This window comes from Rossellomorea sp. NPDC071047, from assembly GCF_050270195.1.
Taxonomy (GTDB): domain Bacteria; phylum Bacillota; class Bacilli; order Bacillales; family Bacillaceae_B; genus Rossellomorea.
On the sequence record NZ_JBNNJT010000002.1, the window covers coordinates 242,987 to 269,970 of the forward strand.

The 26,984-nt window shown below is 41.4% G+C and carries 26 protein-coding genes and 2 pseudogenes; 26 read left to right on the forward strand and 2 right to left on the reverse strand.

Annotated elements, in window-relative coordinates:
* Positions 1-113: 113 nt before the first annotated feature.
* The 14 genes and pseudogenes from ACQKFO_RS09000 to ACQKFO_RS09065 all read left to right on the forward strand — a co-directional run bounded on the left by ACQKFO_RS09000 (position 114) and on the right by ACQKFO_RS09065 (position 13,039).
* On the forward strand, positions 114-1,001 hold the full coding sequence (locus ACQKFO_RS09000) for an EamA family transporter (protein WP_427598114.1): 888 nt from the start codon (positions 114-116) through the stop codon (positions 999-1,001).
* Between the two features lie 384 nt (positions 1,002-1,385).
* Entirely contained in the window at positions 1,386-2,630 is a 1,245-nt protein-coding gene (locus ACQKFO_RS09005; RefSeq protein ID WP_427598116.1) for an MFS transporter, read from the forward strand.
* Between the two features lie 140 nt (positions 2,631-2,770).
* Positions 2,771-2,983, forward strand: a complete 213-nt coding sequence (locus ACQKFO_RS09010; RefSeq protein ID WP_299741893.1) for a DNA-binding protein — start codon at positions 2,771-2,773, stop codon at positions 2,981-2,983.
* Positions 2,984-3,048: 65 nt separating this feature from the next.
* A pseudogene (locus tag ACQKFO_RS09015) lies at positions 3,049-3,755 on the forward strand (DNA alkylation repair protein).
* Between the two features lie 589 nt (positions 3,756-4,344).
* Entirely contained in the window at positions 4,345-5,184 is an 840-nt protein-coding gene (locus ACQKFO_RS09020) for a hypothetical protein (RefSeq protein WP_427598119.1), read from the forward strand.
* An 89-nt stretch (positions 5,185-5,273) separates the two neighbouring features.
* Positions 5,274-6,164 (forward strand): GNAT family N-acetyltransferase, encoded by an 891-nt coding sequence (locus ACQKFO_RS09025; protein ID WP_427598121.1) that lies wholly within the window; start codon positions 5,274-5,276, stop codon positions 6,162-6,164.
* 237 nt (positions 6,165-6,401) lie between these two features.
* Positions 6,402-6,617 carry a helix-turn-helix transcriptional regulator gene (locus ACQKFO_RS09030; protein ID WP_427598123.1) on the forward strand — a complete coding sequence of 72 codons (216 nt, stop codon included), beginning with the start codon at positions 6,402-6,404 and terminating at the stop codon, positions 6,615-6,617.
* Positions 6,611-7,036, forward strand: coding sequence for a hypothetical protein (locus tag ACQKFO_RS09035; RefSeq protein WP_427598125.1), 426 nt, complete (start codon positions 6,611-6,613; stop codon positions 7,034-7,036). Before ACQKFO_RS09030 ends, ACQKFO_RS09035 begins: the two co-directional genes overlap by 7 nt.
* 12 nt (positions 7,037-7,048) lie before the next feature.
* Complete coding sequence (locus ACQKFO_RS09040; RefSeq protein WP_427598127.1) at positions 7,049-8,593, forward strand: CPBP family intramembrane glutamic endopeptidase; 1,545 nt, start codon at positions 7,049-7,051, stop codon at positions 8,591-8,593.
* Between the two features lie 253 nt (positions 8,594-8,846).
* A complete protein-coding gene (locus ACQKFO_RS09045; protein ID WP_427598129.1) occupies positions 8,847-10,028 on the forward strand; it encodes a permease in 1,182 nt (393 codons plus the stop codon).
* 200 nt (positions 10,029-10,228) lie between these two features.
* Positions 10,229-10,642, forward strand: a complete 414-nt coding sequence (locus ACQKFO_RS09050) for a RidA family protein (RefSeq protein WP_427598131.1) — start codon at positions 10,229-10,231, stop codon at positions 10,640-10,642.
* Between the two features lie 17 nt (positions 10,643-10,659).
* Complete coding sequence (locus ACQKFO_RS09055; RefSeq protein ID WP_427598133.1) at positions 10,660-11,265, forward strand: FMN-binding negative transcriptional regulator; 606 nt, start codon at positions 10,660-10,662, stop codon at positions 11,263-11,265.
* Between the two features lie 184 nt (positions 11,266-11,449).
* Entirely contained in the window at positions 11,450-11,989 is a 540-nt protein-coding gene (locus tag ACQKFO_RS09060) for a spore germination protein (RefSeq protein ID WP_427598135.1), read from the forward strand.
* Positions 11,990-12,031: 42 nt separating this feature from the next.
* Positions 12,032-13,039, forward strand: coding sequence for an IS1595 family transposase (locus tag ACQKFO_RS09065; RefSeq protein ID WP_427598137.1), 1,008 nt, complete (start codon positions 12,032-12,034; stop codon positions 13,037-13,039).
* A gap of 53 nt (positions 13,040-13,092) precedes the next feature.
* Here ACQKFO_RS09065 and ACQKFO_RS09070 read toward each other — a convergent pair whose 3' ends face one another.
* Positions 13,093-14,121, reverse strand: a complete 1,029-nt coding sequence (locus ACQKFO_RS09070; protein WP_427598139.1) for a flavin-containing monooxygenase — start codon at positions 14,119-14,121, stop codon at positions 13,093-13,095.
* Between the two features lie 87 nt (positions 14,122-14,208).
* Here ACQKFO_RS09070 and ACQKFO_RS09075 point away from each other — a divergent pair.
* From ACQKFO_RS09075 to ACQKFO_RS09085, 3 genes and pseudogenes are all read left to right on the forward strand, one after another.
* Positions 14,209-15,321 (forward strand): annotated as a pseudogene (locus tag ACQKFO_RS09075) (spore germination protein); the annotation flags it as partial.
* A gap of 35 nt (positions 15,322-15,356) precedes the next feature.
* Complete coding sequence (locus ACQKFO_RS09080) at positions 15,357-16,448, forward strand: GerAB/ArcD/ProY family transporter (protein WP_427598141.1); 1,092 nt, start codon at positions 15,357-15,359, stop codon at positions 16,446-16,448.
* Positions 16,445-17,605 carry a Ger(x)C family spore germination protein gene (locus tag ACQKFO_RS09085; RefSeq protein WP_427598143.1) on the forward strand — a complete coding sequence of 387 codons (1,161 nt, stop codon included), beginning with the start codon at positions 16,445-16,447 and terminating at the stop codon, positions 17,603-17,605. The genes ACQKFO_RS09080 and ACQKFO_RS09085 overlap by 4 nt, the downstream gene beginning before the upstream one ends.
* A 106-nt stretch (positions 17,606-17,711) precedes the next feature.
* Here ACQKFO_RS09085 and ACQKFO_RS09090 read toward each other — a convergent pair whose 3' ends face one another.
* Complete coding sequence (locus ACQKFO_RS09090) at positions 17,712-18,545, reverse strand: YitT family protein (RefSeq protein WP_427598145.1); 834 nt, start codon at positions 18,543-18,545, stop codon at positions 17,712-17,714.
* A 142-nt stretch (positions 18,546-18,687) separates the two neighbouring features.
* Between ACQKFO_RS09090 and ACQKFO_RS09095 the strand changes: the two genes are divergently transcribed.
* From ACQKFO_RS09095 to ACQKFO_RS09135, 9 genes are all read left to right on the forward strand, one after another.
* Positions 18,688-19,356 carry a GntR family transcriptional regulator gene (locus ACQKFO_RS09095; RefSeq protein WP_427598147.1) on the forward strand — a complete coding sequence of 223 codons (669 nt, stop codon included), beginning with the start codon at positions 18,688-18,690 and terminating at the stop codon, positions 19,354-19,356.
* A gap of 240 nt (positions 19,357-19,596) precedes the next feature.
* Entirely contained in the window at positions 19,597-19,995 is a 399-nt protein-coding gene (locus ACQKFO_RS09100) for a bleomycin resistance protein (protein WP_282137424.1), read from the forward strand.
* A 150-nt stretch (positions 19,996-20,145) separates the two neighbouring features.
* The gene (locus ACQKFO_RS09105; RefSeq protein ID WP_427598150.1) at positions 20,146-20,562 is read left to right on the forward strand and encodes a VOC family protein; all 417 of its coding nucleotides are present in this window, start codon (positions 20,146-20,148) and stop codon (positions 20,560-20,562) included.
* 353 nt (positions 20,563-20,915) lie between these two features.
* The gene (locus tag ACQKFO_RS09110; RefSeq protein WP_427598152.1) at positions 20,916-22,610 is read left to right on the forward strand and encodes a sigma-54 interaction domain-containing protein; all 1,695 of its coding nucleotides are present in this window, start codon (positions 20,916-20,918) and stop codon (positions 22,608-22,610) included.
* 343 nt (positions 22,611-22,953) lie between these two features.
* Positions 22,954-24,102, forward strand: a complete 1,149-nt coding sequence (locus ACQKFO_RS09115) for a M24 family metallopeptidase (RefSeq protein ID WP_427598154.1) — start codon at positions 22,954-22,956, stop codon at positions 24,100-24,102.
* Entirely contained in the window at positions 24,056-25,120 is a 1,065-nt protein-coding gene (locus tag ACQKFO_RS09120; RefSeq protein WP_427598882.1) for a M24 family metallopeptidase, read from the forward strand. Before ACQKFO_RS09115 ends, ACQKFO_RS09120 begins: the two co-directional genes overlap by 47 nt.
* Before the next feature lie 64 nt (positions 25,121-25,184).
* Positions 25,185-26,252 (forward strand): ethanolamine utilization protein EutH, encoded by a 1,068-nt coding sequence (eutH, locus tag ACQKFO_RS09125; RefSeq protein ID WP_427598156.1) that lies wholly within the window; start codon positions 25,185-25,187, stop codon positions 26,250-26,252.
* 33 nt (positions 26,253-26,285) lie between these two features.
* A complete protein-coding gene (locus tag ACQKFO_RS09130; protein WP_282137419.1) occupies positions 26,286-26,444 on the forward strand; it encodes an FbpB family small basic protein in 159 nt (52 codons plus the stop codon).
* A 14-nt stretch (positions 26,445-26,458) separates the two neighbouring features.
* On the forward strand, positions 26,459-26,977 hold the full coding sequence (locus tag ACQKFO_RS09135) for a DinB family protein (protein WP_427598158.1): 519 nt from the start codon (positions 26,459-26,461) through the stop codon (positions 26,975-26,977).
* Positions 26,978-26,984 lie beyond the last annotated feature (7 nt).

A 26,984-nucleotide genomic window follows, 5' to 3' on the forward strand; every position in this document is an offset into this window, starting at 1 on the left:
ATAATAATAAAACCTTTTTAGGAAGTGGATTTTTATAGAGGCAGCTCTATTTTCGCCACACAATGTCAATTGACAATTGTGTGGTTTTTTTGTGTAAAAAAGGGGGAGAAAAAATGAAAACGTGGCAATGTGCATTGATTGTTTTTTTGGGTGGATGCTGTTATGGGATCTTATCTACATTTGTCAAACTTGCTTATTCAGCAGGTTTTACAGTGACAGAAGTGACAGGTGGCCAATATTTATTTGGAGCTTTGCTTACCTGGGTGCTGGTTCTGTTTACAAAAAAGAAAAGAATACCTTTCAATCAAGCTTTCAAACTATTATTATCTGGAATTCCATTTGGACTAACAGGTGTGTTTTATTATCAGGCGCTGCAGACACTTAATGCTTCGCTTGCCATTATTTTTTTATTTCAATTTGTATGGATTGGCACGCTTTTTGAGTGGATCTTTTATAAAGTAAAACCAACTAAAGGTAAGATCATCTCAATCGTCATCCTTATAGTCGGCTCCATTTTAGCTGCTGGCGCAGTTGCAAAAAGTGAAGTTGTTCTATCCTTGCAGGGAACTGCATGGGGGTTACTTTCGGCTTTGACTTTTACCACGTTTATCACACTGAGCAGTTCTGTCGGAAAAGATTCTCCACCAGTCTTGAAAAGTGCCCTTCTTTCCACAGGTGGTTTAATTGTCGTATTTTTAATTTTTCCACCCACGTTTTTAGTTGATTTACCTACTTTGATGGGGGTCGCAAAATATGGTTTATTGCTCGGCTTCTTTGGCGTGGCTTTACCACCTCTTTTGTTTTCAATCGGCATGCCTCATGTTGGACCTGGACTCGGCACAATCTTAACGGCTTCTGAACTTCCAGTGGCTGTGACCATGTCGGCTCTCATATTAGCTGAAGTAGTCAGTTTTTCACAATGGATAGGGGTCGTGATCATTTTATGTGGAATTGTGCTCGGTAATTTAAAACTGAAAGGTAGAATGAAATCCATGTCGTAAGGTCACGCACAAGTTTTAAACAAAATCATCATGAAGAAATGAGAAGACGTAAGGTTTATTAAATAATCATTTTGCTCCCAAAAAACGATTGCGCCAGCAGTAGTCCTTTGCTATGATTATCTTACTTATATATGAAATGGAGGTTTTCCTGTTGACAGCTTCAATCAGATTGCGTTTCCCGCTTTTCACTCGTTAATTGAATACGTTTGAAGGCTCTGCCTATGTTCAGAGCAATGGGATTGATCTGTCTATTTTTAAGGAAACCTGTATTTGTCGGTATTTTTAAAGAGGGGAGGAGTCTCCCCTCTTTTTTTGTGTCTTAAAAATAACAAGTAGGCAAGGCTTATTTTTATATTAAATATAATAGAAATGAGTTGGTGGGAAATGAATAAAGTAAATCAACATCAAAAGGAAAATTGGTTAAGGAATATCATTCTCTTTCTAAGCAGTCAGACGATCTCGTTATTCGGGTCGTCCCTGGTACAATACGCGATCATGTGGCATATCACGTTAGAGACGGAGTCCGGGCTGATGATGACGTTGTTCATCATTTGCGGGTTTATCCCTACCTTCCTGTTGTCCCCGGTTGCGGGTGTCTGGGCGGATCGCTATAACCGGAAGCTGCTGATTGTGTTATCGGATGGGCTGATCGCGTCTTCCACGTTGGTGCTCGCGATTCTATTCTTAATGGGATATGATTCAATCTGGCTGCTGTTTGTCATGGCAGCGGTCCGGGCTCTTGGAACCGGTATTCAGACCCCAGCTGTCGGCGCGATATTGCCGCAGATAGTCCCGAAGGAGAAACTGACAAAGGTGAACGGGGCAAATGGAAGCATTCAGGCTGTCATCATGTTCGTATCACCAATGGTCAGTGCGGCATTACTCGGGATGGCATCGATTGAAATTATCTTCTTCATCGATGTCATTACAGCAGCCATTGCAATCATCACCCTGCTTGCCTTCTTGAAAATTTCGGTTCATGAGAAGGCAGCGGGTACACAAACAACAAGCTACTTCAGTGACTTCAAGCAAGGCTTACAATATGTCAATACCCATGGATTCTTGAAGAAGTTCTTTCTGTTCTTCTCCATCTTCTTTGTACTGATGGCACCTGCAGCATTTTTGACTCCGCTGCAGGTCACCCGGAGCTTCGGCGATGATATTTGGAGACTGACGGCCATCGAAATTGCCTTTTCCATCGGGATGATGGCAGGCGGAGCCATTATTGCTTCGTGGGGCGGTTTTAAAAATAAGATTGCCACGATGACCTTCTCAAGTCTGATTATGGGGTTCTGCACCTTTGCTCTAGGCATTGTTCCGGTCTTTTGGTTCTATCTCGTCTTCATGGCTTTATTCGGAGTGGCCATGCCGATTTTCAATACACCGACAATGGTGCTGCTGCAGGAGAAAATCGAAGAGAATTATTTAGGAAGAGTCTTCGGGGTCATGGGGATGATCTCCACCTCGATGATGCCGATTGGAATGCTGATATTCGGACCCTTGGCAGATATCATCGCCATTGAATGGCTCCTCATCGGAACAGGCGTATTGACCATTCTCCTTTCCGTCATGCTGGGTCGCGACCAAGTGCTGATCGAAGCAGGGAAGCCTGCACCTGCACTGGAGTGAATGGAGACTTAGAAAGAGCTGTCCTTGTGGCAGCTCTTTTTTCTGTCATGAAATAAAGGAAGAGCACTATTTAGGGAGAATACTTATACTAAACAGGAGCAATTGGATGCAAGATAGATGAAATGAGGGGGTACAGGGACATGACCAATAACCCAACACCAGAAAGTGAATTGCCTAAGATGAGTAAGCCCGCGAACCGTGAGCTTCATAACGCCGGATTTTATCGACTGGAGCAGTTTACCTCCGTGTCGGAATCCGATATTCTGAAGATTCATGGGGTAGGACCGAAAGCAGTGAGAATATTGAATGAGGCTTTGAAAGAAAAAGGGCTGTCTTTTGCAAAAAAGTCATAGAACGATTTGATTAAAGTGTAGTTGTGCTAAGATGGACAACCCATAAAATAAAGGAAGTGTATAGAATGGATTCACAAACGGTAATGGAAGAACTGGAAGCACTGGGAAAGGAACGATCGAAGAAAATGTACATATCCAATGGTGCCCACGAGCCGGTCTTTGGCGTCGCGACAGGTGCGATGAAGCCGATCGCAGGAAAATCAAGAAGGATCAGGCGTTGGCTGAGGAGTTATATGCCACGGGGAACTATGACGCTATGTACTTCGCCGGTGTCATTGCCGACCCGAAAGCCATGACGGAGGAAGACTTTGACCGTTGGATCGATGGGGCGTATTTTTATATGCTGTCCGATTACGTGGTGGCGGTCACTTTGGCTGAAGCCGATATCGCACAGGACGTGGCCGATAAGTGGATCGCTAGTGGTGAAGAGCTGAAAATGTCCGCAGGGTGGAGTTGCTACTGTTGGCTGCTCGGAAATCGCAAGGACGAAGAGTTTTCGGAAACGAAGCTCGCGGGAATGCTTGAACAAGTGAAAGAAACCATCCACCATGCACCTGAACGAACGAAATCGGCGATGAGTAATTTTGTCACGACAGTCGGGGTCTCTTATGTCCCTCTTCATGAAATGGCTCTTCAGACGGCAAAAGAAATCGGACCTGTTGAAATGGTACGGGAAGGGAAAAAGAACAGCACACTCAAGGCTGCCGATGATATTCAGAAGCAAGTGGAGAAAGGGAAGATTGGGTTTAAGCGGAAGTATGTGAGGTGTTAGGTAAATAGGAATAATAGAGACGATTCTGCTGCTATGGTAGCGTGAGAATCGTCTCTTTTTTGTGTCCTAAGCTGAAAGTATGAAAAAATCCATCCTAATTTTTAGGAAAAAGAACTGAGAAAATGACTAAGATTATTGAATGATCAGTTTGGACTCGGTTTTCAATGGGACGGGTTATGCACCTGCATTTTTTGATGGGTTTTTTAAAGACCAACATACTTTTACGTACTTCGTCCATACCTCTCTAACTATACTAAATAGAATGATATAGTGGTGAATCCTATGAAAAAGTGATGATAAAACCTTTTACCAAAGTTTAAAAGAGCGGGAGGCATAGATTGAACAACCTCTGGACTTTTGTTCCTTGCACCATGTATCCATTTCGATGTCGTGTTACTGTTCCCAATAATCTACTTGATAAGAAAAGTAGTAGTATCCCATTCCCCTAAGCGTCATGTCCTCTACAGCAGTTTTGGATAAACGAATGTTGTGTCTGCCACGAAATAATAGACTTTGTCGGATTTTTTGTAACTTTTTACCACCAAGTACGTATTACATATTATAAAAGTGTCGTAAGGGGAGAGATGAAATGAAGAATGTTGTAGACGCCAATCTAGAAGATATAATAGCAAAATACCAACAAACTGATTTTTTTTATCATTATATTCCAGAAAAAATTATGAAGCATATTAATGAAAAGTTTGATTTGCCTTCTGATGAACGTGTAATGGCATTCTTAAGTTGTTTTCTTAAAAAGAATGGAGTGTGTTTCACGGAAAAGGGAATATATTGGAGGCTAATTGGTCAGGGAAAAGGTTGTTTCTCATGGGAGCAATTAAAAAACACGAAATCAATGAAGTTGAAAGATGGAGTACTTTATCTCGATGATAAAAAAACATTTGATATAACGGGTACATCTTATCCACATGATCTCCTAATAGAAATGCTAGAAGAAATAAAGGCATTGCCGATTGAAAAAGATGGAAACGACATAAAAGCAAGTAGTGGTTTTGCTGTAAATATTGATAAGATAAAAACCGTTTGTAAGGCATTTAGTAATTATGAGGATTGTTCACTTTGTAAAACAATGAGCTTTAGTTTAATGCTAGAGGAGCATATCCCAGAAATGCTAAAAATCTCATTAATGAAAAAAAATAAAGTAGATAAACATGATACGTTATTAGTGTATATAAATACTTATTTAGGTGTAGGAACGGATGGAATCGTCATAAGTGCAAATGGGGTTTTTTTCTCTGAAAGCTTTTTATCGCTATTTTATCCTTGGCACGTTTTCAAAAGATTACCCGTTGATTTTAATAAAGAATCTCAAGAATTATCGATTGGTAAAGGTAATATTTTTCATTTGAATTGCTCAATAACAAAAAGTGAAGAAGTATTATGGTTTCTTAACCAATTACAAAGACAATAAAATTAAATGCTCCACCCAAGGGGACAGGTGCCTTGGCTCCATGTGCCAAGTGACCTGTCCCAATGGCTCTTTAGGAGGTAAGTTATATTATGCAAATAACCATTCAACCGCCTGTCAGTCTCGAACAGCTCTCCCTGTATATTGAAAAGAAGAACAATCAATCTCAGCATCATATTGGATACTGCGGAGAGAAGGCAAGTGAAATTCTTGACTCATTACAGACGGATTTTTCCGATTTGGATGTATCGAAATCTTTCCTGGTTGCCTACAGGGGTGAGCATATTGTTGGTGCTCTGGGGTTTGATATCGACTTGGAAGACCAAAGCGCAGAGGCTTGGGGACCTTTTGTGAACGAAGAGGAAGATTGGGGATATGTAGCCAATGAACTTATGAGAAGGCTACTTTCTTCTCTGGAAAACCCTTTAGAGAGAATCTATTACTTTATTAATGAAAGAAATGAACAATCCATGGAGTTCCTTTCTGATATAAAAGCCGTAGAGAAGGGTGAACATCTCATTCTTAAAGTAAAGCGGGATCATTTTAATTTAGTAGATTCTTGTGAAGTTGAACCCTTTTCCCCTCATTTCAAACAGGCATTCTCTGAGCTTCATCATTCCGCCTTTCCGGGCGCATATTACAGTGCTGATGACATTCTAGGTTTGCTTTCCGATCAACACAATCAGCTCCTCATGATTAAGGATGAAAGTCAGCAAATAAAAGGCTATTCCTATATCGAGGCTAATCCTGAGCATGCAGAAGGCGATATAGAGTTTATTGCCGTTTCCCCATTGTATCGGAAACAGGGGATTGGAACCCAACTAGTCAAAGCTTCCATCCAACATCTTTTTCATCACGATGATATTTCTGAGATCACCCTTTGCGTCAGCAAGCAGAATCACCAGGCGATAAACCTTTATAGATCTGCCGGATTCGAAGTGGCTCATGGGGTGGTAAGCTATGAATGGATGGCGTGGAGTTAGAGAAGAGAGGTGAGTCATGAAAGAGTGACTCACCTCTCTTTTTCGTTTATTGAGCATAGATATCGCCTCTCATTATATCCTTCCTTCAGAAAAATCCCCCTTGTCAATTAAAAATACAATTATTAACAATTCCGCCACAAACAAATGTCCAATTAGCAAATAAAGTAAAACATCCTATACATAATGTAATGGATCCCTTACATTTAAGGTAATAAATCCATAAAAGGAGAAAAATGGTTGATGTTGAACAATTCTGTTCGAGAATTACGCGCCAGGTTCCGGTTTACCCAGCAGGATTTGGCTGATCGTATCGGCGTTACGAGACAGACGATCGGACTGATCGAAAAAGGGGATTATGCACCGTCCATCACGCTGGCTCTGAAGATCGCACACGCATTTGATGTGCCGGTGGAAGAGATATTTCGCTTGGAAGAGGAGAGAGGTTCATGTTAAAGAAGATATTTCAGTCACCACTGTTCAATGCCGTTCTCATCATTGGCCTTGGGATCATTATGTTAGGAGACCATTATGCAGCCCATATCCCGGATTGGCTTGTGGTGGATTCGATGGTGCTCGGGATTCCGATCCTTATCATGATGGCGATCATTCCTGTTTATAACAGGAGGCATCCGGAAAACCGGATCAAACCGAGCGTGATCCCAATGGAACTGCGGGAAGAAGATGAGGGGATGCAGTGGCTGACGTTCAAGGCGACAAGGAAGGTGTACATCTTCTTTGCCTTCGCGATTCCGATGGGCATTGCCCTAACGGCTTATTTACATCACATTCCCTACTTTCCTATCATTCTATTAATCGGAATGGGCGTCGTTCAATACCTCATTTATTGGTTCCAGATGAAGCGATTCAGCTAAAGGGGGAAACAGATGGATACTCAGTTGATCATCTCACTCATCATACTCATTTCCCTGGCGGAAGTCGGTGCCGTCATCCTGTTTGTGAAATACAGAAGGGGGGACATGGACAGCAACCCGTTCATGACCATTTTGAAAAAAGAGTGGATCATTCTTTTCTATGCCTTGTTTAAATGGAAGAGGAAGAAAGGCTATAACAAAGGAGTCCAGAGCTATTATTATCACAAAGGATCGAATTATTTCTGGCTATTCATCGCGCTCCTTCATGAACAGGTGATTGAAGGCATTGTCTTTCATATCTACTTAAAAGAAATCGATCCCCTCAGGGCAAATATCCTGGTGGTGCTCCATGTCTACAGCATCCTCTACATGTTGGGGGATTACAATTTAGTCAGGAACTCGCCGATCATCCTGAAGGGGAACAAAGTCGCCATGAATATTGGAGCAAGAAGGTCACTGAGCTTTCATATCAAGGATGTCGACACCATCCAACCGGCAAGGACGCAGTATAACAAAAGCGGTGGCATCATCCATGAGAAAAATGCCTATCATGTCAGCATGCTACCAAGAGTGTTCACCCGGGTCTTTGGCATGATGGATGAACTGAAATATGAAATCATCTTCAAGGAGCCGATTTATGCAAGAGGCTATTTTGGCCAAAAGAAAGAAGTAAAGAAAGCCTTGCTATCGATGGACAACCCGGAACCGTTCATCATGGAACTTCAGGAAAAAGTGGAGTGCTATGATGAAAGTGAAGAGACGGAAGATGATCGATTGGTCGCTGCCGCTTATGAGGGGAAAAGACCGAGTATCATCAACTGGAAGGTCTATTTTACGCTACTTGTCCTGAACATCATGGGGGCTTTGGCAATTGCCCCCTATGCCATGTCACGGGAGAACCTTCATGAAGTCCTGGGACTGAGCAAGCTGTCCTTCACCCTGTTCTACGTGATCCAGGTTCTGCTTGAAGCGGGAATCCTCCTATTCATCGCCTTATGGCTCGCGAAGAAGGTGAAGCTAAAGGCTCCGATCATCGAAGGCTTTTTCAACAAGAACCAATCGCTTCATTCTTTTAGAAATCCTGTCATGAAATCCGCCCTCTATGGAGTACTCGCAGGTGTGGCCATCAGCATTTTCAGCCTGATCGTATCCGGGCCGCTCGGAGTGGACAATTCTTCACTCAATGAACCAGCATGGTGGCTCGGGGCATTGGGATCATTCGGAGCGGCCGTGAATGAAGAATCGATTTTCCGTCTTTTCCTTGTCACGCTGCTGATCTGGCTCCAGATGAAAATGTTCAAAGGAACGGTGACAAAAGCGAAGAAATGGACGGCCATCATCGTTGCTAGCTTAATCTTCGGCATCATGCATTATGGAGTGGCGGCGTCCAATTTCGATATGACTCCAGGGCTATTTATCAGCATGCTCGCCATCAACGGAATGGGTGGCCTCGTGTTCGGAGCTCTCTTCGTCTTTGTGGGACTTGAATTCGCCATGATTGCTCATTTCACAGCGGATATTGTGTTGCATGTTGTGGGTCCGCTGGTGGTGGAGTGAGGGAGTCACGGGGACAGGTTCCTTCGCCCCCATTTTAGTGCCAGCCCCGTTGCGTTATCGTATGAACGCAACGGGGCTGGCGCTTTTTTATGAATTTGAAGTGTTATAGAAGACAGTTAGTGGTAATAGTACAACTACCGTGATGGGAATCAGATCCTTTTTTATTTTTTCGTTTCATGCAAGATGCAATGTTTCTGCATAAGTAGTGGGTATCTATATAGTAGAGATTGATTACAGAAAAGGAGATGGTCATTTGTTAGAGTTAATTGGCGAATCTGCGAAGACCTCACTGGGGTATTTCTGGAAATCCGGTTGGGCATTCGTTCTTGGATACTTAATCAGTTCCATGATTCAAGCCTTTGTACAGAAGGATAAAATGGTGAAATATATGGGCAATCCAAGCTTGAAGTCTGTTGGGTTATCCACTCTTTTCGGGGCGATCAGTTCCTCGTGTTCCTTTGCAGCTTTGGCAGCAGGACGAAATCTTTTCAAAAAAGGGGCACATTTTATTCCGACCCTGGCCTTTCTATTTGCATCTACCAACCTGGTGATTGAACTAGGCATACTTATTTATATCTTTCTAGGGTGGCAGTTTGTGGTTGCAGAAATGATCGGGGGCACCGTTCTGATCTTTATAACTTGGATTCTTGTGAAAATCACTTATCCTAAGAAACTTGTGGAGGAAGCAAAGGATCATGTGGAGGATGAAAAGGAAGACGAAGAAGGCTTCAACTGGAAAGATAAAATCAAGTCCAAAGAGGGCTGGTATCAGGTCGGTCATGAGTTTGTGATGAATTGGCAAATGGTGTGGAAAGAGATTACGATCGGATTTACCATTGCGGGGATCATGGCTACATTCATATCAGAAGATACGTGGAAAATGTTCTTCCTCGCCGATCAACCGGACTCATTTTTAAAGGTAATGGAAAATGCACTGATCGGTCCGATCGTTGCTATGCTGACCTTTATCGGGTCCATGGGGAATATCCCCATTGCCACCATACTAGCTTCGAGTGGAGTGGCGTTTGCAGGAATTATGGCCTTCATCTATTCTGATTTGGTCGTACCACCGATTGTTGCGGTTCACAAAAAGTATTATGGGTTAAAAACGGCCTTATACATTGCAGGTATCTTTTACCTTTCGATCATCCTTACTGCGTTAGGGATGCACTATGCGTTTACGGCTATCGGATTAATCCCGGAAAACGCAAAACAAGTGATGAATGAATCACCCTTTCAAATCGATTATACCTTCTGGCTAAATATCGTATTTGCCGTCGTCGCGATGGTCTCCATCTATTTGAATCGACTGTTCATGAAATCCGGTCATCACCATTCGATGATGAACATGGAAGGTGACTCGAAAGTGAAGACGATCGTAACGTATATGTGTATTGGATATTTAGTGGTTGGAACTGTAGTGAATTTTGTGTGATTCATTCAGTCAGGTTGCCCGTTACCGTTACTAGTGGGCAACCTTTTTTGTGTTAGCCAAGTATCGAATATAACAAGGTATTCATTTCTCCACGTCGAACTTAACTTAAGAGATTAGCTGGATTTTACTCCTTCTCATAGGCACCGGGAAGAAGGGGAGGGTTAAACAGCCAGTCGTCAGATACAAATGGAGGGAACAATATGAAAAAAATATCATTGATTCGATCAGCCCATTTAGCTAATGTTGATTATGCATACGCTGCAAGACTACCTGCGGACATGGATCTTCTTTTCTTAGCCGGAGCTTGTCCTCTTAACAAAAAAGGGGAAGTTCCTCATGTAAATGATTACGAACTTCAAGCCAAACTGTGCGTGGAGAATATGATGGAAGTACTGAAAGAGAGTGGTGCCTCCTTGAAGGACGTCGTATATACCCGGGTCCTTGTGGCTTCTCATAATCAATCTGATTTAGTGACGGCTTGGAACGCGATAAGAAAAGAGTTTGGCGATCATGACGTCCCGAGTACGTTATCAGGAGTGACTGTATTGGGATACACACATCAATTGGTGGAGATCGAAGCGGTTGCAGCAGTAGAGAAACGGGCAAATGGATAGCTGAAAGGAGGATCATTATGTATATTCCAAACGATTTTAAGATCACAGATGAATCGGTCGCTTACGAAATGATGAAAGAACATAGCTTTGCGACTCTTTTTTCACAACACGATGGAATGCCGTGTGCCACTCATTTACCGTTAATAGTTAACGAGAAGTACTTATACGGACACTTCGCCCGTCCCAATCCCCAGTGGAAAGATATTGAAAATCAAACAGTCCTGGCTGTTTTCCATGGTCCACATTGTTATATCTCCCCATCCTGGTATGAGACGAATAAAGCAGTACCGACATGGAATTATGTGACCGTACATGTGTATGGAGAAGTCAAGCTTCTTGAGGACGAAAATGAGTTGATGGAATCATTCCATGATATGGTATTGAACTATGAAGCTCCTGACAGTACATACAGTTTACAGGATGCAGGTGCTGAGTATCTCGCTGGAATGAGCAAGGGGGTGCAAGGTTTCAAAATAAAGATCAGTAAGATAGAAGGAAAAGCGAAGTTAAGTCAAAATCATTCAATAAAGCGTCAAGAACTGGTGATCAATCAACTTGAACAGATTCCACGTACAGATGAGCAAGAGATTTCAGCATTGATGAAGGCCAATCTAAAAAAGTGATGTTTCAAGTTGCCATCTTTTTGATGAGTCTCCGAAGGTATTCGGGGGCTCTTTTTTTTCGATTTAACCGCAATAGGACGTGGAATCAGTTGAAAACACTGATATCAAATGGTATACCCTGGGAATAAAACCTTAATTTAAAGAGAAACTAGATGAGAGCAAGCTTATTTAGGAGGTTTGTTTAGTGGATTTTCTTCATAAGGTCCTAGGATTCCTTCCCGATTTCAACATATACATCTACGCAATAATAACGTTGATCGTACCCATTATCATCATGAAAATAAAGACCTTACTTACTGGTGCAATGAATCAACCCGGCACATCAAAACAGAAGGAATCAACCCTTGAGATGACATGCGATCTATCTGAGAATGTATCGGTGATCAATGAAGTGCTGGGAGAAAACAATGATATCATAACACGGGAATTTTTCATAAATGATTCTAGAGCTTCGATTATTTTCACGAGAGGGTTAGTGGACACAGCCATTATTAATAATAATATTTTGGACCCTCTTATGTTCAACACGATAGATGACGAGAGGATCCCTTATTCACTTAAAGAAATCCTTCCTGTGAGTGAATGTCATGAGGAAACGGACATACATACAATAATCTCCTATATTTTAAGAGGGGAAACAGCATTGCTTCATGAGAAATCTACTAAAGCAATCATTTTAAAAGGCTCTTTTCGCATAGATTGTTGCTACTTTGACCATCCTTAACAGAGGTGTGATAAAATACCTTTTCAGGAGGCGGTTTTCTCAATGATAAAAGACATCTATGCGACTTTTTCGGACTTAACTAAAGAAGAGCAGATTCAACTATTTAACCTTTTAAAAGAAGACTTCATCGAAAATGAAGATGGTGATCTGAAAAATGCTTATACATCAATTAGAGAAAGCCGTTTTAAAGAGGGATTAGGCTGCGTTCATTGTGGAAGTGTGAAGGTGAAGAGAAATGGGAAGTACAGGGATAGACAAAGGTATCTCTGTCGCGACTGTGGTAAGTCCTTCAACGACCTTTCCAATACACCGATTTCAGGGACACGTTATCTTGGTAAGTGGGCTAAATACTTTCAAATGATGGTCGAAGGATACACTTTGCCCAAAATTGCGAAACGCTTAAAAATCCACATATCTACTGCATTTTACTGGAGACATAAAATTCTTTTTGCTCTGCGTTCAATGGGATATCAAATGTTGAAAGGGATTATCGAAAGTGACGAAACCTTTTTTAAAGAGTCTTTAAAAGGACGAAGAAAATTGGACAGGGAACCAAAGAAACGAGGCGGAAGAGATAAATTGAGAGGAATTAGCAATCTAAAAATTGCTGTTGTGGTAGCTCAGGATCGAAATGGGCAAGTTATTGCTCAAAAGGCTGGAACTGGTCGTGTAAAAGCAGAAGAAATTGACGCAGTTATCGGAAGCTATATTGATCCGTCTTCTTTGTTGTGCACGGATACAGCCACTAACTACAAGAAATTTGCCCAGATCAAGGCACTTAAACACGAGCCAATAAACCTAAGCAAAGAGGGTTATGTCAAAAAAGGCATCTATCATCTGCAAAACGTCAACAACTATCATAAACGTTTAAAAGGCTGGATGGATAGGTTCCAAGGAGTGGCTACGAAATATTTGGATAATTATCTTTATTGGTTCAGCTTCCTTCAGCAAGGTAAGAAGTTGGCTGAAAAGGAGCAGATAAACCAAATGCTTCTTAGTGCTTGTCAAAATTCAAATAGCATTACCGTCAATTTTCTACGTGAGGTATGAAAAATAGCCATTTCTTTATGAAACAGCTGTACGAATAATCAGTATTAGGTTGCTTATTTTAGTTGGTTAAATATATAACCGGCATCTTCTCCTACTCCTTGAATCAAAGCAGAACTTCTATTATGTTGCCAGGGTAAACCTAAAAAGTATAACCCTTTTTGGGAAGTTACACCTCTATTATGGATCGGATAACCTTTCTCACTGAATATTTCATCCAACTCTATCCAGCTGTAGTCTGGTTTATAGCCGGTTGCCCAAATTACATTATCTACTTTTATTCGTGTTTTATCTTGAAATAGTACAAAACTATCTTCTGAAGAGATTGTTCTTGGCTTTAACATAATAGTTTTATTCTTAATTAACCTTTTTAATTCGTATCCAAAAATAGGGTCAGGCTTCTTTTTTAAAATTTTTCCGAACCAAGAGTAATGAGGAGCTTTATACACTCCTAATTTATTGAGATACCAAAAGATGCTTTTATCTCCAACATCTTGCGGCAAAAATGACATCTTATGCCCAACTGATAGAAACACTTTCCTACCATCTGATAACTCGGCTGCAATTTGAGCACCCGAATTACCTCCACCTACAACTAGAGCTGGTCCTTGTTTTAATTGGCTTGGATTTTGGTAATCTGATGAATGAATTTGAAAAACCTCATTAGACAAAAGTGTTGAAAAATCAGGTATGTTAGGTTTTTGAAAAGGTCCGGTTGCCACTACAACGTTATTAGCCTTTATTAAACAGTGATTGGTTTCCATAACGAATTCATCATTAACAAAAAATAATCTATTGACCTTAGTATTCATCCGTAATGGGAGTGAGAATCGCTTTACATATAGTTTTAAGTAATTGGCAATATCGTCTTTGGTTGGATATAAATCTGAATCAAGGCGAAAACCTGGAAGTGAACTAAAATAACTAGGTGTAAACAATCGTAATGAATCATATCTATTTTTCCACACCTCACCTATTTCTGACAGCTCATCCAGGATCAAGAAGGTCAGATTACTTTTCTGTAAATAGTACCCCATTGAAAGTCCTGCCTGCCCGCCTCCGATGATAATTACATCATATTTCAATTGCTATCACCTCCAAAAGATCTTTTAAATCTATAGTATCATAAAATTCCTTTGTTATTTAAAAACAACAATCTTTACGAAAAGAGCCTTTTAAAAACAAGTGAATCAAAAGATCGGAGTATTGAAGAACCGGTAACCGAGCAAGTGGTGAGAGGTCCTAGAACCGGTTTTAATGAAAATATTAATGATAATCAAGCCATTCTAAGAAAAGCTGGTGTCAATAAGGATCTAAGGTTCATTAGCTTCCAAGTTGGGGAACGATTTAAAAAGGAACTGGTCATCGCCTATATAGAAGGCATTGCCAATGAAACCATCATACAGAACGTTAAGGAAAAGATTGAATCGATTCACATCGATAATGTACCGGAATCTGGATATATTGAGGAATTTATTGAAGAGAACACGTTCTCCCTTTTCCCGCAAATTCAAAGCACGGAACGACCTGATCGGGTGATTGCAGCATTGTCAGAGGGGAGAGTAGGCATATTGCTGGACGGTACCCCTTTTGCCTTGATTGCTCCAGTAACCATCAATATGTATCTGCAATCACCAGAAGACTATTATGATCGATGGATTCCCGGCTCATTGATTCGATTTTTACGATATACGGCTGCTTTCATATCGGTCTTCACTCCCGCATTATATATTTCCTTTGTCTCTTTCCATCAGGGATTAATTCCAACGAATTTGGCCATTTCCATTATCGGCTCTCGTGAAGGAGTCCCCTTTCCTGTTCTCATTGAGGTTCTGTTAATGGAAGTTTCGATTGAAATCTTAAGGGAGGCAGGGTTGCGTTTACCAAAACCTATCGGCCAAACCATTGGAATCGTCGGGGGTCTTGTAATTGGAGAAGCTGCGGTGCAAGCAGGTATCGTTAGTCCGGTTACAGTCATTGTTGTGGCTATTACGGCCATCTCATCCTTTTCACTCCCACAATATACGTTAAGTATTTCATTACGTATCATAAGATTTATAGCCATGTTTTTAGCTGCTACTCTGGGACTCTATGGTGTCATCGTCTTTTTCCTTTTTTTCTGTATTCACCTTGTCCGTTTGAGAAGCTTTGGGGTTCCTTTCCTCGGTCCTGCAGTACCGTACCAAGTTAGTGATTGGAAAGACTTTTTAATCAGGCTGCCGATCCAATTCATGAAAAAGAGACCCGACATTCTTAAGCCTGGGGACAAAATGAGAAAAGGTTAGTCATGGACTTCACTTATTGAAAGGACTTGTCATGAATGAACATGAATCAACAGGAACGCATTAGTCCTACTCAAGCGATCATCCTCATCATTAACTATGTTCTTGGAGTCGGTATATTAACGCTTCCAAGGACAGCTGCTGCTGAAGTAGGGACGCCTGACATCTGGATAACCATTATCATCAGCAGTATTTTTCCCATCATAGCAGGGATGATCATTTTAATCCTTAACAACAGATATCCTAACAAAACTTTTTTTCAGTATAGTAGAGAAATTGTCGGGAGAATCATTAGTGTCATCCTTGGAGTAACAATGATTGTTTATTTCCTTACACTCACCAGTTTTGAAGTCAGGGTAATGGCTGAAGTAACCGAAACCTATCTACTCGAAGGGACTCCCATTCAAGTATTAATTGTATTGTTTCTTTGGCTAGCCTTTTATTTAAATACGGATGGAATTAATTCCATTGCCCGTGTGTTCCAAGTTATTTTTCCCCTTACCGTCATCATCTTCATCTTAATTGCCACAATGAGTTTAGGTTTATTTGAAATCAATAATCTGCGCCCTGTTATGGGAAATGGAATCCTCCCCGTGTTAAAAGGGGTTAAGACAACTTCCCTTTCCTATATTGGGATTGAGTTAATGATTATTTTATCGGCCTATTTAACGGAACCTAAGAAAGGGAAAAAGATTGTCTTTATTGGAGTGTTACTACCGATGATTTTTTACCTGGTTACAGTGGTTATAGTCATAGGTGCGTTATCAATAGATGGGGTGGGTAATCTGGCCTGGCCGACTATTTCTCTCATCAATTCGTTTGAATTTCCGGGTATCTTTTTTGAACGCTTTGACTCGTTGTTTTTGATCGTATGGATACTACAAATATTCGCTACAATCTCCATCACGCTTTATGTTGCCTCTCTTGGTATTTCACAATTATTTAATAAGGACATAAAGGTGTATCTGCTCATCTTTCTTCCCATCGTATTGATCATCTCGATGGCCCCGAAGGATATCCATCAATTATTCGCATTAGGAGATTACCTTGGAAATGCTGCCATCGTTTTATTTGGTGTGCTGCCAATCCTATTATTAGCGCTCTCTTTCTTAAGGAGGAAATTCAGTTGAAGCCTATTACCTATCTTCTCATCCTCTTCCTCACTGTTCTACTGTTGACAGGATGTTGGAGTTCTAAGGATATTGAAAAATTGGACCTTCTATTGGGCGTGGGGATCGATGAGGGGCAAAGGGATAGTCATGAGCATGAGTATTCAGAAGAGAATTTAATGAATGTGACCTTTCAACTTGTGAATGTGTCCGGCAATCAATCTTCTAACGCGTATTCAGGTAATGCAAAGCCTTTTGTCAATGTGAATGAAACAGGTGAATCATTACTTGAGGCCGCACGGGAAGTTTTACTAAAACGAAAAAACACTCTGAACGGGCAACATCAAAGACTCGTTGTATTAAGCAGTAAAATAGCCCAAAAAAGAAATATCAGAGAATTATTGGATTTTTTCATTCGTGATCCCGAGGCTAGAATGAGCTGCTTGATCATGGTAACGAATGGACTCTCCAAGGACATTATGGATATGGAAACGACTGAAATTCCTTCGGTGCATATAAAAGAGGTATCAGATCATATTGATAAATCGAATAAGCTAATCGAACCCATGACTCTTTCAAAAATCAACGCAACGATGGAGGCGAAATCAAGTTTCTTGTTGCAGAATATTGAGAAGAGACATAATGAAGTCATCCTCACCGGTGCAGCTGTGATGAAAGGGGACACTCTCACTCAAATCGGGTTTCTAAATGAAGAAGAATTGGTCGGAATAAATTGGTTAACAGCTTTAACAGATGGAGGAATCGTGAAGATCAAGGAAGAAGGCAGCAACAAACCGATTATATATGAGCTGGAAACCATCAATAGCAAAGTCAAACCTCTACTTGAGAATGGAAGAATTTCCTTTCAAGTGGATACAAAAGTAAGCGGGCACATATCTGAACTGATTACAGAAACGGATGAACCCACAAAGAAAGAGAATATAAAGGATTTAGAAAGACAAATACAAGAAAAGATCAAAGAACAAATAAAAAATAGTTTAGAGAAAATTCAACAGGACTTGAAAGTAGACGTCTTAGCATTTCACGATTACGTTAGAATTCAACACCCGGACTATTGGAAAAGTCATAAAGAGGAATGGGACAATACTTTCAGTCAAGCAACCATCGATTATCAAGTAGATGTCGAAGTTTCTTCGTTGAATATGAATATAAAATAGAGGGCAAGAGACCTTTAAAAGTACTCACGACAATGGCATCATAGTAGGAATGGTTTGGACCAAGTGAACTGGCCCGGGGCAATCGCCACGGGCCAGACACTCTTTCTTATGTCTTCGGAAACGTAAATCCTTCCCCAAACACATCTCTCACATCATGGACCACCACAAATGCTTTCTCATCTATCTGCTGGATCATTTTTTTCAAAAGGAAGAGCTCTTGTTTGTTGATCACGACATACAAAATATCCTTTGACTCCTTCGAATAATGTCCTCTTGCATTAATGACGGTCACCCCGCGGTCCATTTCGGCGCTCACTTTTTCAGCGATGGCGTCGGTATGCGCGGAAATGATCGTGACGGCCTTTCTGGTATCGAAACCATCAATCAAGTAATCCAGGATCTTCGTACTGATATAGATGGATATTCCGGTATACATCGTATTCTCTACCCCGATGACAAACGATGAACCGAGAACGACAAGAATATCGAATACGAACATCGTGGTACTGACGGCCCAGCCGAAATGCTGGTTGAGCATGCGGGCAATGATGGTGGATCCTCCCGTAGTCCCCCCTGAACGCAGCACAATCCCGAGCCCGAGCCCGATGAATACACCGGCGAAGACCGTCCCGAGCATGATGTCGACGGAATTGCCCATCCCTTCAGTGAAATGAATGAAGAGGGAGGTAAAGAAAATCGCAAGCATGGTGTACCATGTCACGCGTTTATTTAATACTTTATAACCGATCGCTAAGAGGACCCCGTTCATGACGAAGTTGGTGATACCCGGTGACCACCCCAAGACATAATAGAGGGTCATGGAAATACCGGTCACGCCGCCTTCCCCAAGTTCATTCGGAATCGCGAATAAGTTGACGCCAAGGGCGAAGAACAGGGATCCTATAATAATTAACGTAATTTCTTTCACAGTCGTATTCATTTCATCACTCCGTTCTAGTTGAATACTAGGATACTATAGCACAGGGTTAACTTTCGAACAAGATTGTTCTACAATATACTTCGAGAACCGTTCAACTCTATGGTAAAATAGGAAAAAAGAACGTATAGGCGGGTTAACAGAAATGCGAAAAGAAACAGTCGAACAAAAGGTGTATCACTTAATCAAAAATGCCATCCTGAACAGACAAATGGCGCCTGGTAACCAGTTATTCGAAAGTGCTATTGCAGAGAAGGTCAAGGCAAGCAGGACACCGATCCGAAGCGCCATCACTAAATTAGAATCTGAGGGTCTGGTCAACGTGATCCCCAATAAGGGGGCATTCATCGTTCAGCCAACGATTGAAGAAATGGTCCAGGCATTCGAAATGAGAAAAAACCTTGAGGAGATGGCGATCCAAAAAGGATTTTCCCATCTTGGAACCGAAGAAATCAATCAACTGAAACAGCTTCTTCATGAAATGAAAGATGCCTACAATGAACGGAAAATCGTATTATACCAGGAGAAAAACAATGCGTTTCACCTTGTCCTCGCGAAGGCAAGCGGAAACCGATATCTCGTTGAATTCATGGAGGAAATCTTGAACAGGATTACCATCTATATGGTGCTGTATGATGTCTTTACAGAAGACAATGAAGAACGGGATCTCCTGGAACATGAAAAAATGATCAAGCATATTGAAACTGGAGATGAGGAAAAGCTGGGTGCGTTACTTCTCGGTCATCTTGAAAGTAGTTTGAAGAAGCTCCAGCAGGATAAGGTGAATTACCAGTCGATTACGGCGTTGTTTTGAAAAGGGAATTGGGTTCCTTCATGAGGGACTTCAACCCTGATAATCCAGGTTTTTCTCTTTGAAAATGAAAGGGGAACTCCTGGATTTTCTTTTTGCATACATCATATTGTCAAAAGGTCATTCTTTAGTGTTGTGTACTTTATAGGTCATATTCAAGATTAAATAAAGGGATTTCAACTTTCAAATCGAATTATGAACTAGTATGAATTAACGTTCGTATCTGAAAGGAGAATATCCTACATGAAAATGGTGAAATCCATTCCTGCGTTGCCAGTGAGGAATATGAAACAAAGCATGGATTTTTATTGCGATAAGCTTGGCTTTACTCTAGTCCATCATGAAGACGGGTTTGCTGTCCTTACGTGTCATGAGGTTCGAATTCATCTTTGGGAAGCAAGTGATGAAGGTTGGCGTACGCGTGATCATTCTTTACCAGTCTGTTCAGGTGCCGAATCCTTTATTGCCGGAACCGCCAGTTGCCGGATTGAAGTCGAGGGGATAGATGAACTATACAGACGTATACTGCCTTTGGATATTTTACATCCTAATGCACGAATAACTGATCAATGGTGGGGTGAACGTGACTTTGGAGTAATGGATCCCGACCATAACCTCATTGCTTTTTTTGAACAAATTTAAGCTGTTGGAAAGAACACTGAACCGTACCATTTGGCTGTAATCCACTGACATACTGTTGTCAGCATCAGACATATATTATAACTATTGTGGCCCGATGTCCCTGAATAGTTGAGGATAGTTACTTAAGGAAGATTGAGGAGGAAATGGATTATGAGCTTTACAAAGACGTTACGAGGACTCACTACCGTCAGTTTTTGGGCGGCTGATTTAGAGGCGGCAAAGAAGTGGTACGCTGAGCTGTTGGGCATCACCCCATACTTCGAACGCTCAGGATATGCCGAGTTTCGCATCTGCGACTACCAGCATGAGCTCGGCCTGATCGATAGCCGCTACGCTCCCGGTGGTATGACAGGGCCGGCCGGTGGTGCTGTCGTATATTGGCATGTCGATGATGTGACAGCAACCTTCGAGAAGCTGTTGTCCATGGGAGCGAAAGAGTACGAGCCACCTACAGAACGTGGTGAGGGATTCATTACGGCTTCCGTGGTGGATCCGTTTGGGAACATCCTGGGCATTATGTACAATCAGCATTATTTGGAGGTTCTGGGTTCCACCAGAAAAGATTGACACGCGCCGTCGGCATGCAGCTTAACACATATTTTCTTCGACTGACTGTCCTACATAGGGTTTCCACCTCCCTATATAGGACAGTTTTGCTTTTGTATTCATGTTGCCCATAAAATATACTGGACACAAGCAAACTTCAACACAAGTGGGTCATAAACATGTTCCGGTTAGTAAACCATCTATTTACAAAGCCTGATAATGAGGATAAGCTAATCAGGAATCCATACTCATGGATCAGAGCGAGTACCTTATCTTTAAAAAATTCGCCATAAACATGATAGAAATAGCATTCATATAATCTGCAACACACCAATACCCAATAATGAAACGGTTGTATCGACAGGAGAATCTCTATGGAATTACTGAATGTACACAAGCTAATCCGGACCGACTTTTGTTTCGAAGGTGATCCCCATTGGGAAGACAGAACCATCGTCTTTCATTCAACTAGGGAAAATGAAACACGATACTTGAAGACAGAGGAATACCTTTTTTATACACAGCAGAAAGAGATGGAGCTTTATTGGAAAAAAGGATTCAAGTGCTCCATAGAAGCTTTGGAAGATGTAGGTGTATTAAATGAGGATTTCCCTTACGAACTAATCATTGTGATCGACACTAACAGGAAGATCATCGGATACGTTACCTTGAAGGATCTGGCCAGGGAAATGAAGGATCGATTTCAGAATTTGGAAGCCTATTTCCATACCATCATCGATACCATTGACAATTCTGTATCTGTTGTTGACAGAGAAGGTAAAACGATTGTCTGGACCAAGGGTGCGGAAAATATCTTTTCGATACAGAAAGAAGATATATTGGGAAAAGATATGAAACATTTCTTCCCGAAAGAAATGTTATTAAATGAAGAATCCATGCTGACAGGGAAAACATACAGGCATCATCTTCATAAACCGAGGGAAGACCTTTTTGTATTGATCAGCACCAATCCGGTCGTGTCCAATGGTGAGATCATTGGAGCGGTGGCGGCCGAAACAGATGTCACAAGTCATGTCATGATGAACAGGGAATTATTGAATGCTTCATCTAAAATTCAACAATTGCAGCATGAGGTATCCAAACTTAACGACATCAGGGATCCCTTTCAAAGGATCAAAGGATCCAGCTCTGAAATAAAGAAGGCCATCTCTTTAGCGAAAAAGATGGCGAAAACAAAAGAAAATGTATTGTTGCTGGGAGAAACCGGGGTGGGAAAAGAAGTATTTGCCAAGTCCATCCACGATGAATGTCAAGGTGGAAAACCGTTTATCGCTTTGAATTGTGGCGCATTGTCCCCGGCATTATTTGAAAGTGAATTGTTTGGATATGAGAAAGGATCATTTTCCGGGGGAGACCCTAATGGAAAGATAGGGAAAGTGGAACTGGCCGGTGAAGGAACGTTATTGCTGGACGAAGTAGGAGATTTACCCCTGGATCTACAGGTTAAGTTGTTGAGGGTGCTTGAGAATAAGTCGTATTATTCTGTAGGGGGTTTAACGTTAAAATCTGTCCGGTGCAGAGTAATAGCGGCTACAAATAAGAACTTGGACGCTATGGTGGAAAACGGTGATTTTCGGGAGGATCTATATTATCGATTGAATACTTTAAGTATCGAGATTCCACCTTTGAGGAAGAGGAAACAAGATATTTTAGAGCTTTTTCATCTATTTATTTACGAATCATCTTTGAAGTATGACTGTGACGTCCACTATATAGCTCCCCAAATTACGCAACTTCTTCTTGAATACGACTGGAAGGGGAATATAAGGGAGCTCAAAAATCTCGTCGATAGGATGGTCCTTTTATCAGAGGGCGGATATATCATGCCTAACCTGCTTCCTGAAAAGATAGCCGGCTCGGCCGAAACCACATTTCTCCCTTCATCAAGGGAATTAGAGAAAGAAATGAATCAGTATGAAAAGCAAAAGATCCTGGAAACGCTGGAAAGTGAGAACGGGAATAAAACAGAAGCAGCAAAGAGATTAGGTATTACCCGTGCTACACTATACAATAAGATGAAAAAACTGAATATTGACGGTTTCCGTTAAAGGTCGAAACCTTTAAAAAGTAAAACCCAAGAATGCTGATTTCATAGCATTCTTGGGTTTTTAATTTGGTGCGTTTTTTAAAGCCTTTTTTTAACTGTGTGTATAAATAGTTTTACAATCTAACGTGATATGTATAAAAAACTTAACAGTTTGGACAGGTGATTTTAGAAAGACTCTCTTCGGAAAGCTCTTTTTGTAAAAGTTGTTACTTTGGACTGAGTGTTGCCAATGTGGCTGTTTAGCACGATAACAACTTATGATGGGAATTGATCGAAAGAATTCAGTCGCTTCCCTTCACTATGGCATGAAAATTGCATGCCGAATAGATGAAGGGAGGAATTTGATGAATTCAAGAATCAGTGCAGTAGAAGATTTTTTAAGAGACAACCAGTGGACCGGGGGCTTAATTACTTCCAGGTATAACATCCATTATTTATCTGGGTTTGATTATGATCCACACGAACGGTTTGTGGGGATCTTCCTTTTTGTGGAGCAAGGTCCTTTATTCGTATTACCCGAAATGGAAGTGAACATGCTTTTAGAAACGGGTTGGAAATATGATTATCTTAGCTATCAAGACACAGAAGATGTCTGGAGTAAATTGAAAACCCATTTAGGGGTACATGCCAACGATATCAGGGAGTTTGGTGTGGAAGAAAAAATGCTTCCGCTAAAAAGGAGCTATGAACTGCAAAACGTATTCCCTGGAATGACGCTTCAGAACCTGGATCAAACACTTTCTGAAATGAGGCTGATCAAAAGCCAGGAAGAAATCAGACATTTAAAAGTGGCAGCTCAATATGCGGATGAAGCGATCGCGATTGGAATTTCTGCTTTGTATGAAGGTGTAACCGAATTAGAAGTGTTGGGGAAAATTGAATATGAATTAAAGAAAGCAGGAATTCGTGAGATGTCTTTCAGCCCAATGGTTCTCTTCGGAAGTAATGCCAGCAATCCCCACGGTGTTACAGGCAATCACCCGCTACAGCCAGGGGATACGGTCATTTTTGATTTGGGTGTCATCTACAACGGATACTGTTCAGATATAACCAGAACGGTTGTTTTCAAAGAGCTGAAGGATGAAGTTCGGGAAATGTATGACCTGGTTCTGCTTGCCAACCTGGCTGCACTGGAAGAATGCCAACCTGGAAATCAATTGGGCAAAATAGACGATGCAGCGAGACAGGTGATCAAAGAAGGAGGCTACGGTCATCATTTTCCTCATAGAATCGGTCATGGTCTCGGTATGGAAGTTCATGAGGAACCATCGATTCATTCCGCCAATCGTCAATCTCTAAGAGAAGGCATGGTTCTGACCGTGGAACCTGGTATCTATGTAAGTGGGGCCGGTGGTGTAAGAATTGAAGATGATGTCGTCATAACCGAAGATGGCTATGAAGTTTTAACCATGTTTCCAAAAGGCTTACAGATAATAGGGGGGAATAATCATGAATCGAGTGCAAAAGGTCCAAAAGGAATTAGAAAAGCATGATGCGCAGGGAATTCTGATTACGAAAGACATCAATCGCAGGTATGTCTCGGGATTTACAGGTAGTGCAGGGATTGTTCTCGTCACCAGAGATGAAGCTGTATTGATCACGGACTTTCGCTATTGTGAACAAGCAGCAAAAGAAGCGAAGGGACTTAGGGTAGTCATTCATAAGGGGGATATTATCAAAGAAGTGAATGATTCCATTCAACAGATGAAGTTGAGCACTGTATGGATTGAAGAAGATGATATGAGCTTTAAAACGTATTTGGCTTTGAGCGGAGCAACGGCAGTGGAGCTTAAGAAATCCAATCTGCTGATGGAAAAAATCAGGGAAATCAAAGAACCTGTTGAAATCGATTTACTAACGAAGGCGGCAGCCATTGCAGATGAAGCTTTCTCAAAGATCATTCCCTTTATCAAGCCCGGTATGACTGAAATCGAGGTTAGGAACCGACTTGAGTTTACAATGAGGGAATTGGGGGCTTCCTCCTCTTCATTCAATATGATCGTCGCATCGGGGGAAAGAGCCGCTTTCCCCCACGGAGTTGCCTCTTCTAAAATGATTGAATCAGGTGATATGATTACGCTGGATTTTGGTGCGCTGTATGAAGGATATTGTTCAGATATTACGAGAACGGTGTCTGTCGGACAACCAACGAATCGCTTTAAGGAAATCTATGATATTGTACACGAAGCGTTACGCAGGGGGACCAGGGAAGTGTCTCAAGGGACCCGGGCCAATTATATTGATTATGTGGTGAGAAGCTTCATTGAGGAACATGGTTATGGGGAGAACTTCGGCCACTCCACGGGTCATGGTCTTGGGATGGAGGTCCATGAACCACTGAGGCTTTCAAAGGAAAGCGAAGAAGTATTACAGGAAGGAATGGTTGTCACAATCGAACCCGGAATTTATATTCCAGGGTTTGGAGGGTGCCGTATAGAGGATGATCTGCTCGTTACGGATCAGGGCTATGAATCACTGACAAAATCATCAAGAGATCTGATTATTCTCTAGCAATCAATGAACGATGAGAGCCGGGATTTGCTGCTGGCTCTCATCCATTAAGGTGGGACTTTTTTTGAACGAATTCATTATCTATTTAATGGCCATTTTTGGTGTAGCTGGTGGAGTGGATCGACTGATAGGAAATAAATTAGGGTTGGGTAATGAATTTACGAAGGCTTTTCAAAGTATGGGTGCCCTTGGGTTATCTATGATTGGTATTATTTCTTTATCTCCTGTACTAGCCAGTATGTTCATACCGATCATTACCCCGTTATACTCCTTTTTAGGAGCGGATCCCTCTATGTTTGCCTCGACACTCTTTGCCTTGGATATGGGCGGTTATAAGCTATCGATGGAAATGGCCAATGACCCGGAGGCAGCCAATTTTGCATGGGTATTTTTAGGGACGATGATGGGGCCGACCCTTGTATTTACCATACCTGTTGCCATCAATTTAATTCCTAAGGAAGATCAGGCTTTTTTTGCCAAAGGTATCCTTATCGGCTTAGTCACAATCCCGATAGGCTGTATCGTGGGTGGACTGATATCCGGCTATGATTTCGTATGGATGGTCAAGAACCTTATACCGACACTGTTGCTGTCGATGATCATTATGTACTCACTCTCTAAATTCCCTCAAATGACAACGAAGGCTTTCTTAGGATTTTCTAAATTCATTGAATGTGTGTTGATTTTCGGACTGGTGATGGTGATTTTTCAAACATTAACGGGTTTAGAGCTCATAAAGAACATGGTACCAATCCATGAAAGTTTTAAAACCGTAGGAAACATTACGATTATTCTGGCTGGAGCCTTCCCTTTCGTTTACTTATTAAAAGTGGTGTTGAGAAAACCATTCATGAAATTAGGGGGGAAGCTCGATTTAAGTGATCAGTCCCTCGTTGGTTTGTTGTCATCCCTGGCACATCATGTGCCCATGTTTTCCAACTTCAAGGCTCTTGATGAAAAGGGAAAAGTCGTTAATACAGCTTTTGCCGTTAGTGGCTCCTTTGTTATGGGGAGTCACCTTGGGTTTGTGGCAGCCATAGATAAGAGCTTTATTGTGCCGATGATTTTCGCTAAATTAACAGCCGGAGTACTAGCAGCTGTGATGGCCTATCTGGTCATGAAGAAAGGATAGTAGTACCTATTGATTGTTGAAAGGAAGAACAGGATGTTGAAGAAAAAAATGAGTTTCGAAGATTTGCTTCAGAAGAATAAAAGAGAGATAGTAGAGAATGAAAGGTTACTTGATAAAATAGAAAGAGAGATTGAAAACCGGCAAATCAATGATGTAGTAGAAGAGGAATCATTCGAATACAGTAAGAAATGAGCGGGGGGATCTCGATGGAGAGAAGAACATTGCCGGTATCTCGATTACCAGGATATGAAGAAGAAATCGGACGATGGTTATGGTGTTTAGAAGATGTTCGCCGTACTCTAATCACAGAATTAACGGGTATAAACCAACGTATACTCGATACAAAAGTGGATGAAAGACAAACGATTGGATCGCTGTTATATCACATTGCATTGGTAGAAGCAGATTGGTTATATGTTGAAGTCATTGGCGAGGAATGGGATCCTGAAATTCGATCGTTGTTTCCCCTCGGAGTCAGCACTGAAGATGGCTCTTTAACCCATATTGAGGGAGAAAGTCTGGAAGTGCATGTTCATCGCCTTAATAAGGTGCGTGAAGTATTTCTTTCCCACTTTCGAACAATGGACCTAAACGATTGGCGTAAATCAAGGGTACTTGAACATTATAATGTTACACCTGAGTGGGTTGTTTATCATCTGATTGAACATGAATCCCATCATAGGGGTCAGATTTTCCATTTGCTCAAGAAATTACGAAATCATTAAAGTGTTA

Excerpts from the sequence above, each read along its gene's own strand:
- ACQKFO_RS09000 (WP_427598114.1), top strand. The coding sequence starts at position 114 with ATGAAAACGTGGCAATGTGCATTGATTGTTTTTTTGGGTGGATGCTGT.
- ACQKFO_RS09005 (WP_427598116.1), top strand. The coding sequence starts at position 1,386 with ATGAATAAAGTAAATCAACATCAAAAGGAAAATTGGTTAAGGAATATC.
- ACQKFO_RS09010 (WP_299741893.1), top strand. The coding sequence starts at position 2,771 with ATGACCAATAACCCAACACCAGAAAGTGAATTGCCTAAGATGAGTAAG.
- ACQKFO_RS09020 (WP_427598119.1), top strand. The coding sequence starts at position 4,345 with ATGAAGAATGTTGTAGACGCCAATCTAGAAGATATAATAGCAAAATAC.
- ACQKFO_RS09025 (WP_427598121.1), top strand. The coding sequence starts at position 5,274 with ATGCAAATAACCATTCAACCGCCTGTCAGTCTCGAACAGCTCTCCCTG.
- ACQKFO_RS09035 (WP_427598125.1), top strand. The coding sequence starts at position 6,611 with ATGTTAAAGAAGATATTTCAGTCACCACTGTTCAATGCCGTTCTCATC.
- ACQKFO_RS09040 (WP_427598127.1), top strand. The coding sequence starts at position 7,049 with ATGGATACTCAGTTGATCATCTCACTCATCATACTCATTTCCCTGGCG.
- ACQKFO_RS09050 (WP_427598131.1), top strand. The coding sequence starts at position 10,229 with ATGAAAAAAATATCATTGATTCGATCAGCCCATTTAGCTAATGTTGAT.
- ACQKFO_RS09055 (WP_427598133.1), top strand. The coding sequence starts at position 10,660 with ATGTATATTCCAAACGATTTTAAGATCACAGATGAATCGGTCGCTTAC.
- ACQKFO_RS09065 (WP_427598137.1), top strand. The coding sequence starts at position 12,032 with ATGATAAAAGACATCTATGCGACTTTTTCGGACTTAACTAAAGAAGAG.
- ACQKFO_RS09080 (WP_427598141.1), top strand. The coding sequence starts at position 15,357 with ATGAACATGAATCAACAGGAACGCATTAGTCCTACTCAAGCGATCATC.
- ACQKFO_RS09090 (WP_427598145.1), bottom strand. The coding sequence starts at position 18,545 with ATGAATACGACTGTGAAAGAAATTACGTTAATTATTATAGGATCCCTG.
- ACQKFO_RS09095 (WP_427598147.1), top strand. The coding sequence starts at position 18,688 with ATGCGAAAAGAAACAGTCGAACAAAAGGTGTATCACTTAATCAAAAAT.
- ACQKFO_RS09100 (WP_282137424.1), top strand. The coding sequence starts at position 19,597 with ATGAAAATGGTGAAATCCATTCCTGCGTTGCCAGTGAGGAATATGAAA.
- ACQKFO_RS09105 (WP_427598150.1), top strand. The coding sequence starts at position 20,146 with ATGAGCTTTACAAAGACGTTACGAGGACTCACTACCGTCAGTTTTTGG.
- ACQKFO_RS09110 (WP_427598152.1), top strand. The coding sequence starts at position 20,916 with ATGGAATTACTGAATGTACACAAGCTAATCCGGACCGACTTTTGTTTC.
- ACQKFO_RS09115 (WP_427598154.1), top strand. The coding sequence starts at position 22,954 with ATGAATTCAAGAATCAGTGCAGTAGAAGATTTTTTAAGAGACAACCAG.
- ACQKFO_RS09130 (WP_282137419.1), top strand. The coding sequence starts at position 26,286 with ATGTTGAAGAAAAAAATGAGTTTCGAAGATTTGCTTCAGAAGAATAAA.
- ACQKFO_RS09135 (WP_427598158.1), top strand. The coding sequence starts at position 26,459 with ATGGAGAGAAGAACATTGCCGGTATCTCGATTACCAGGATATGAAGAA.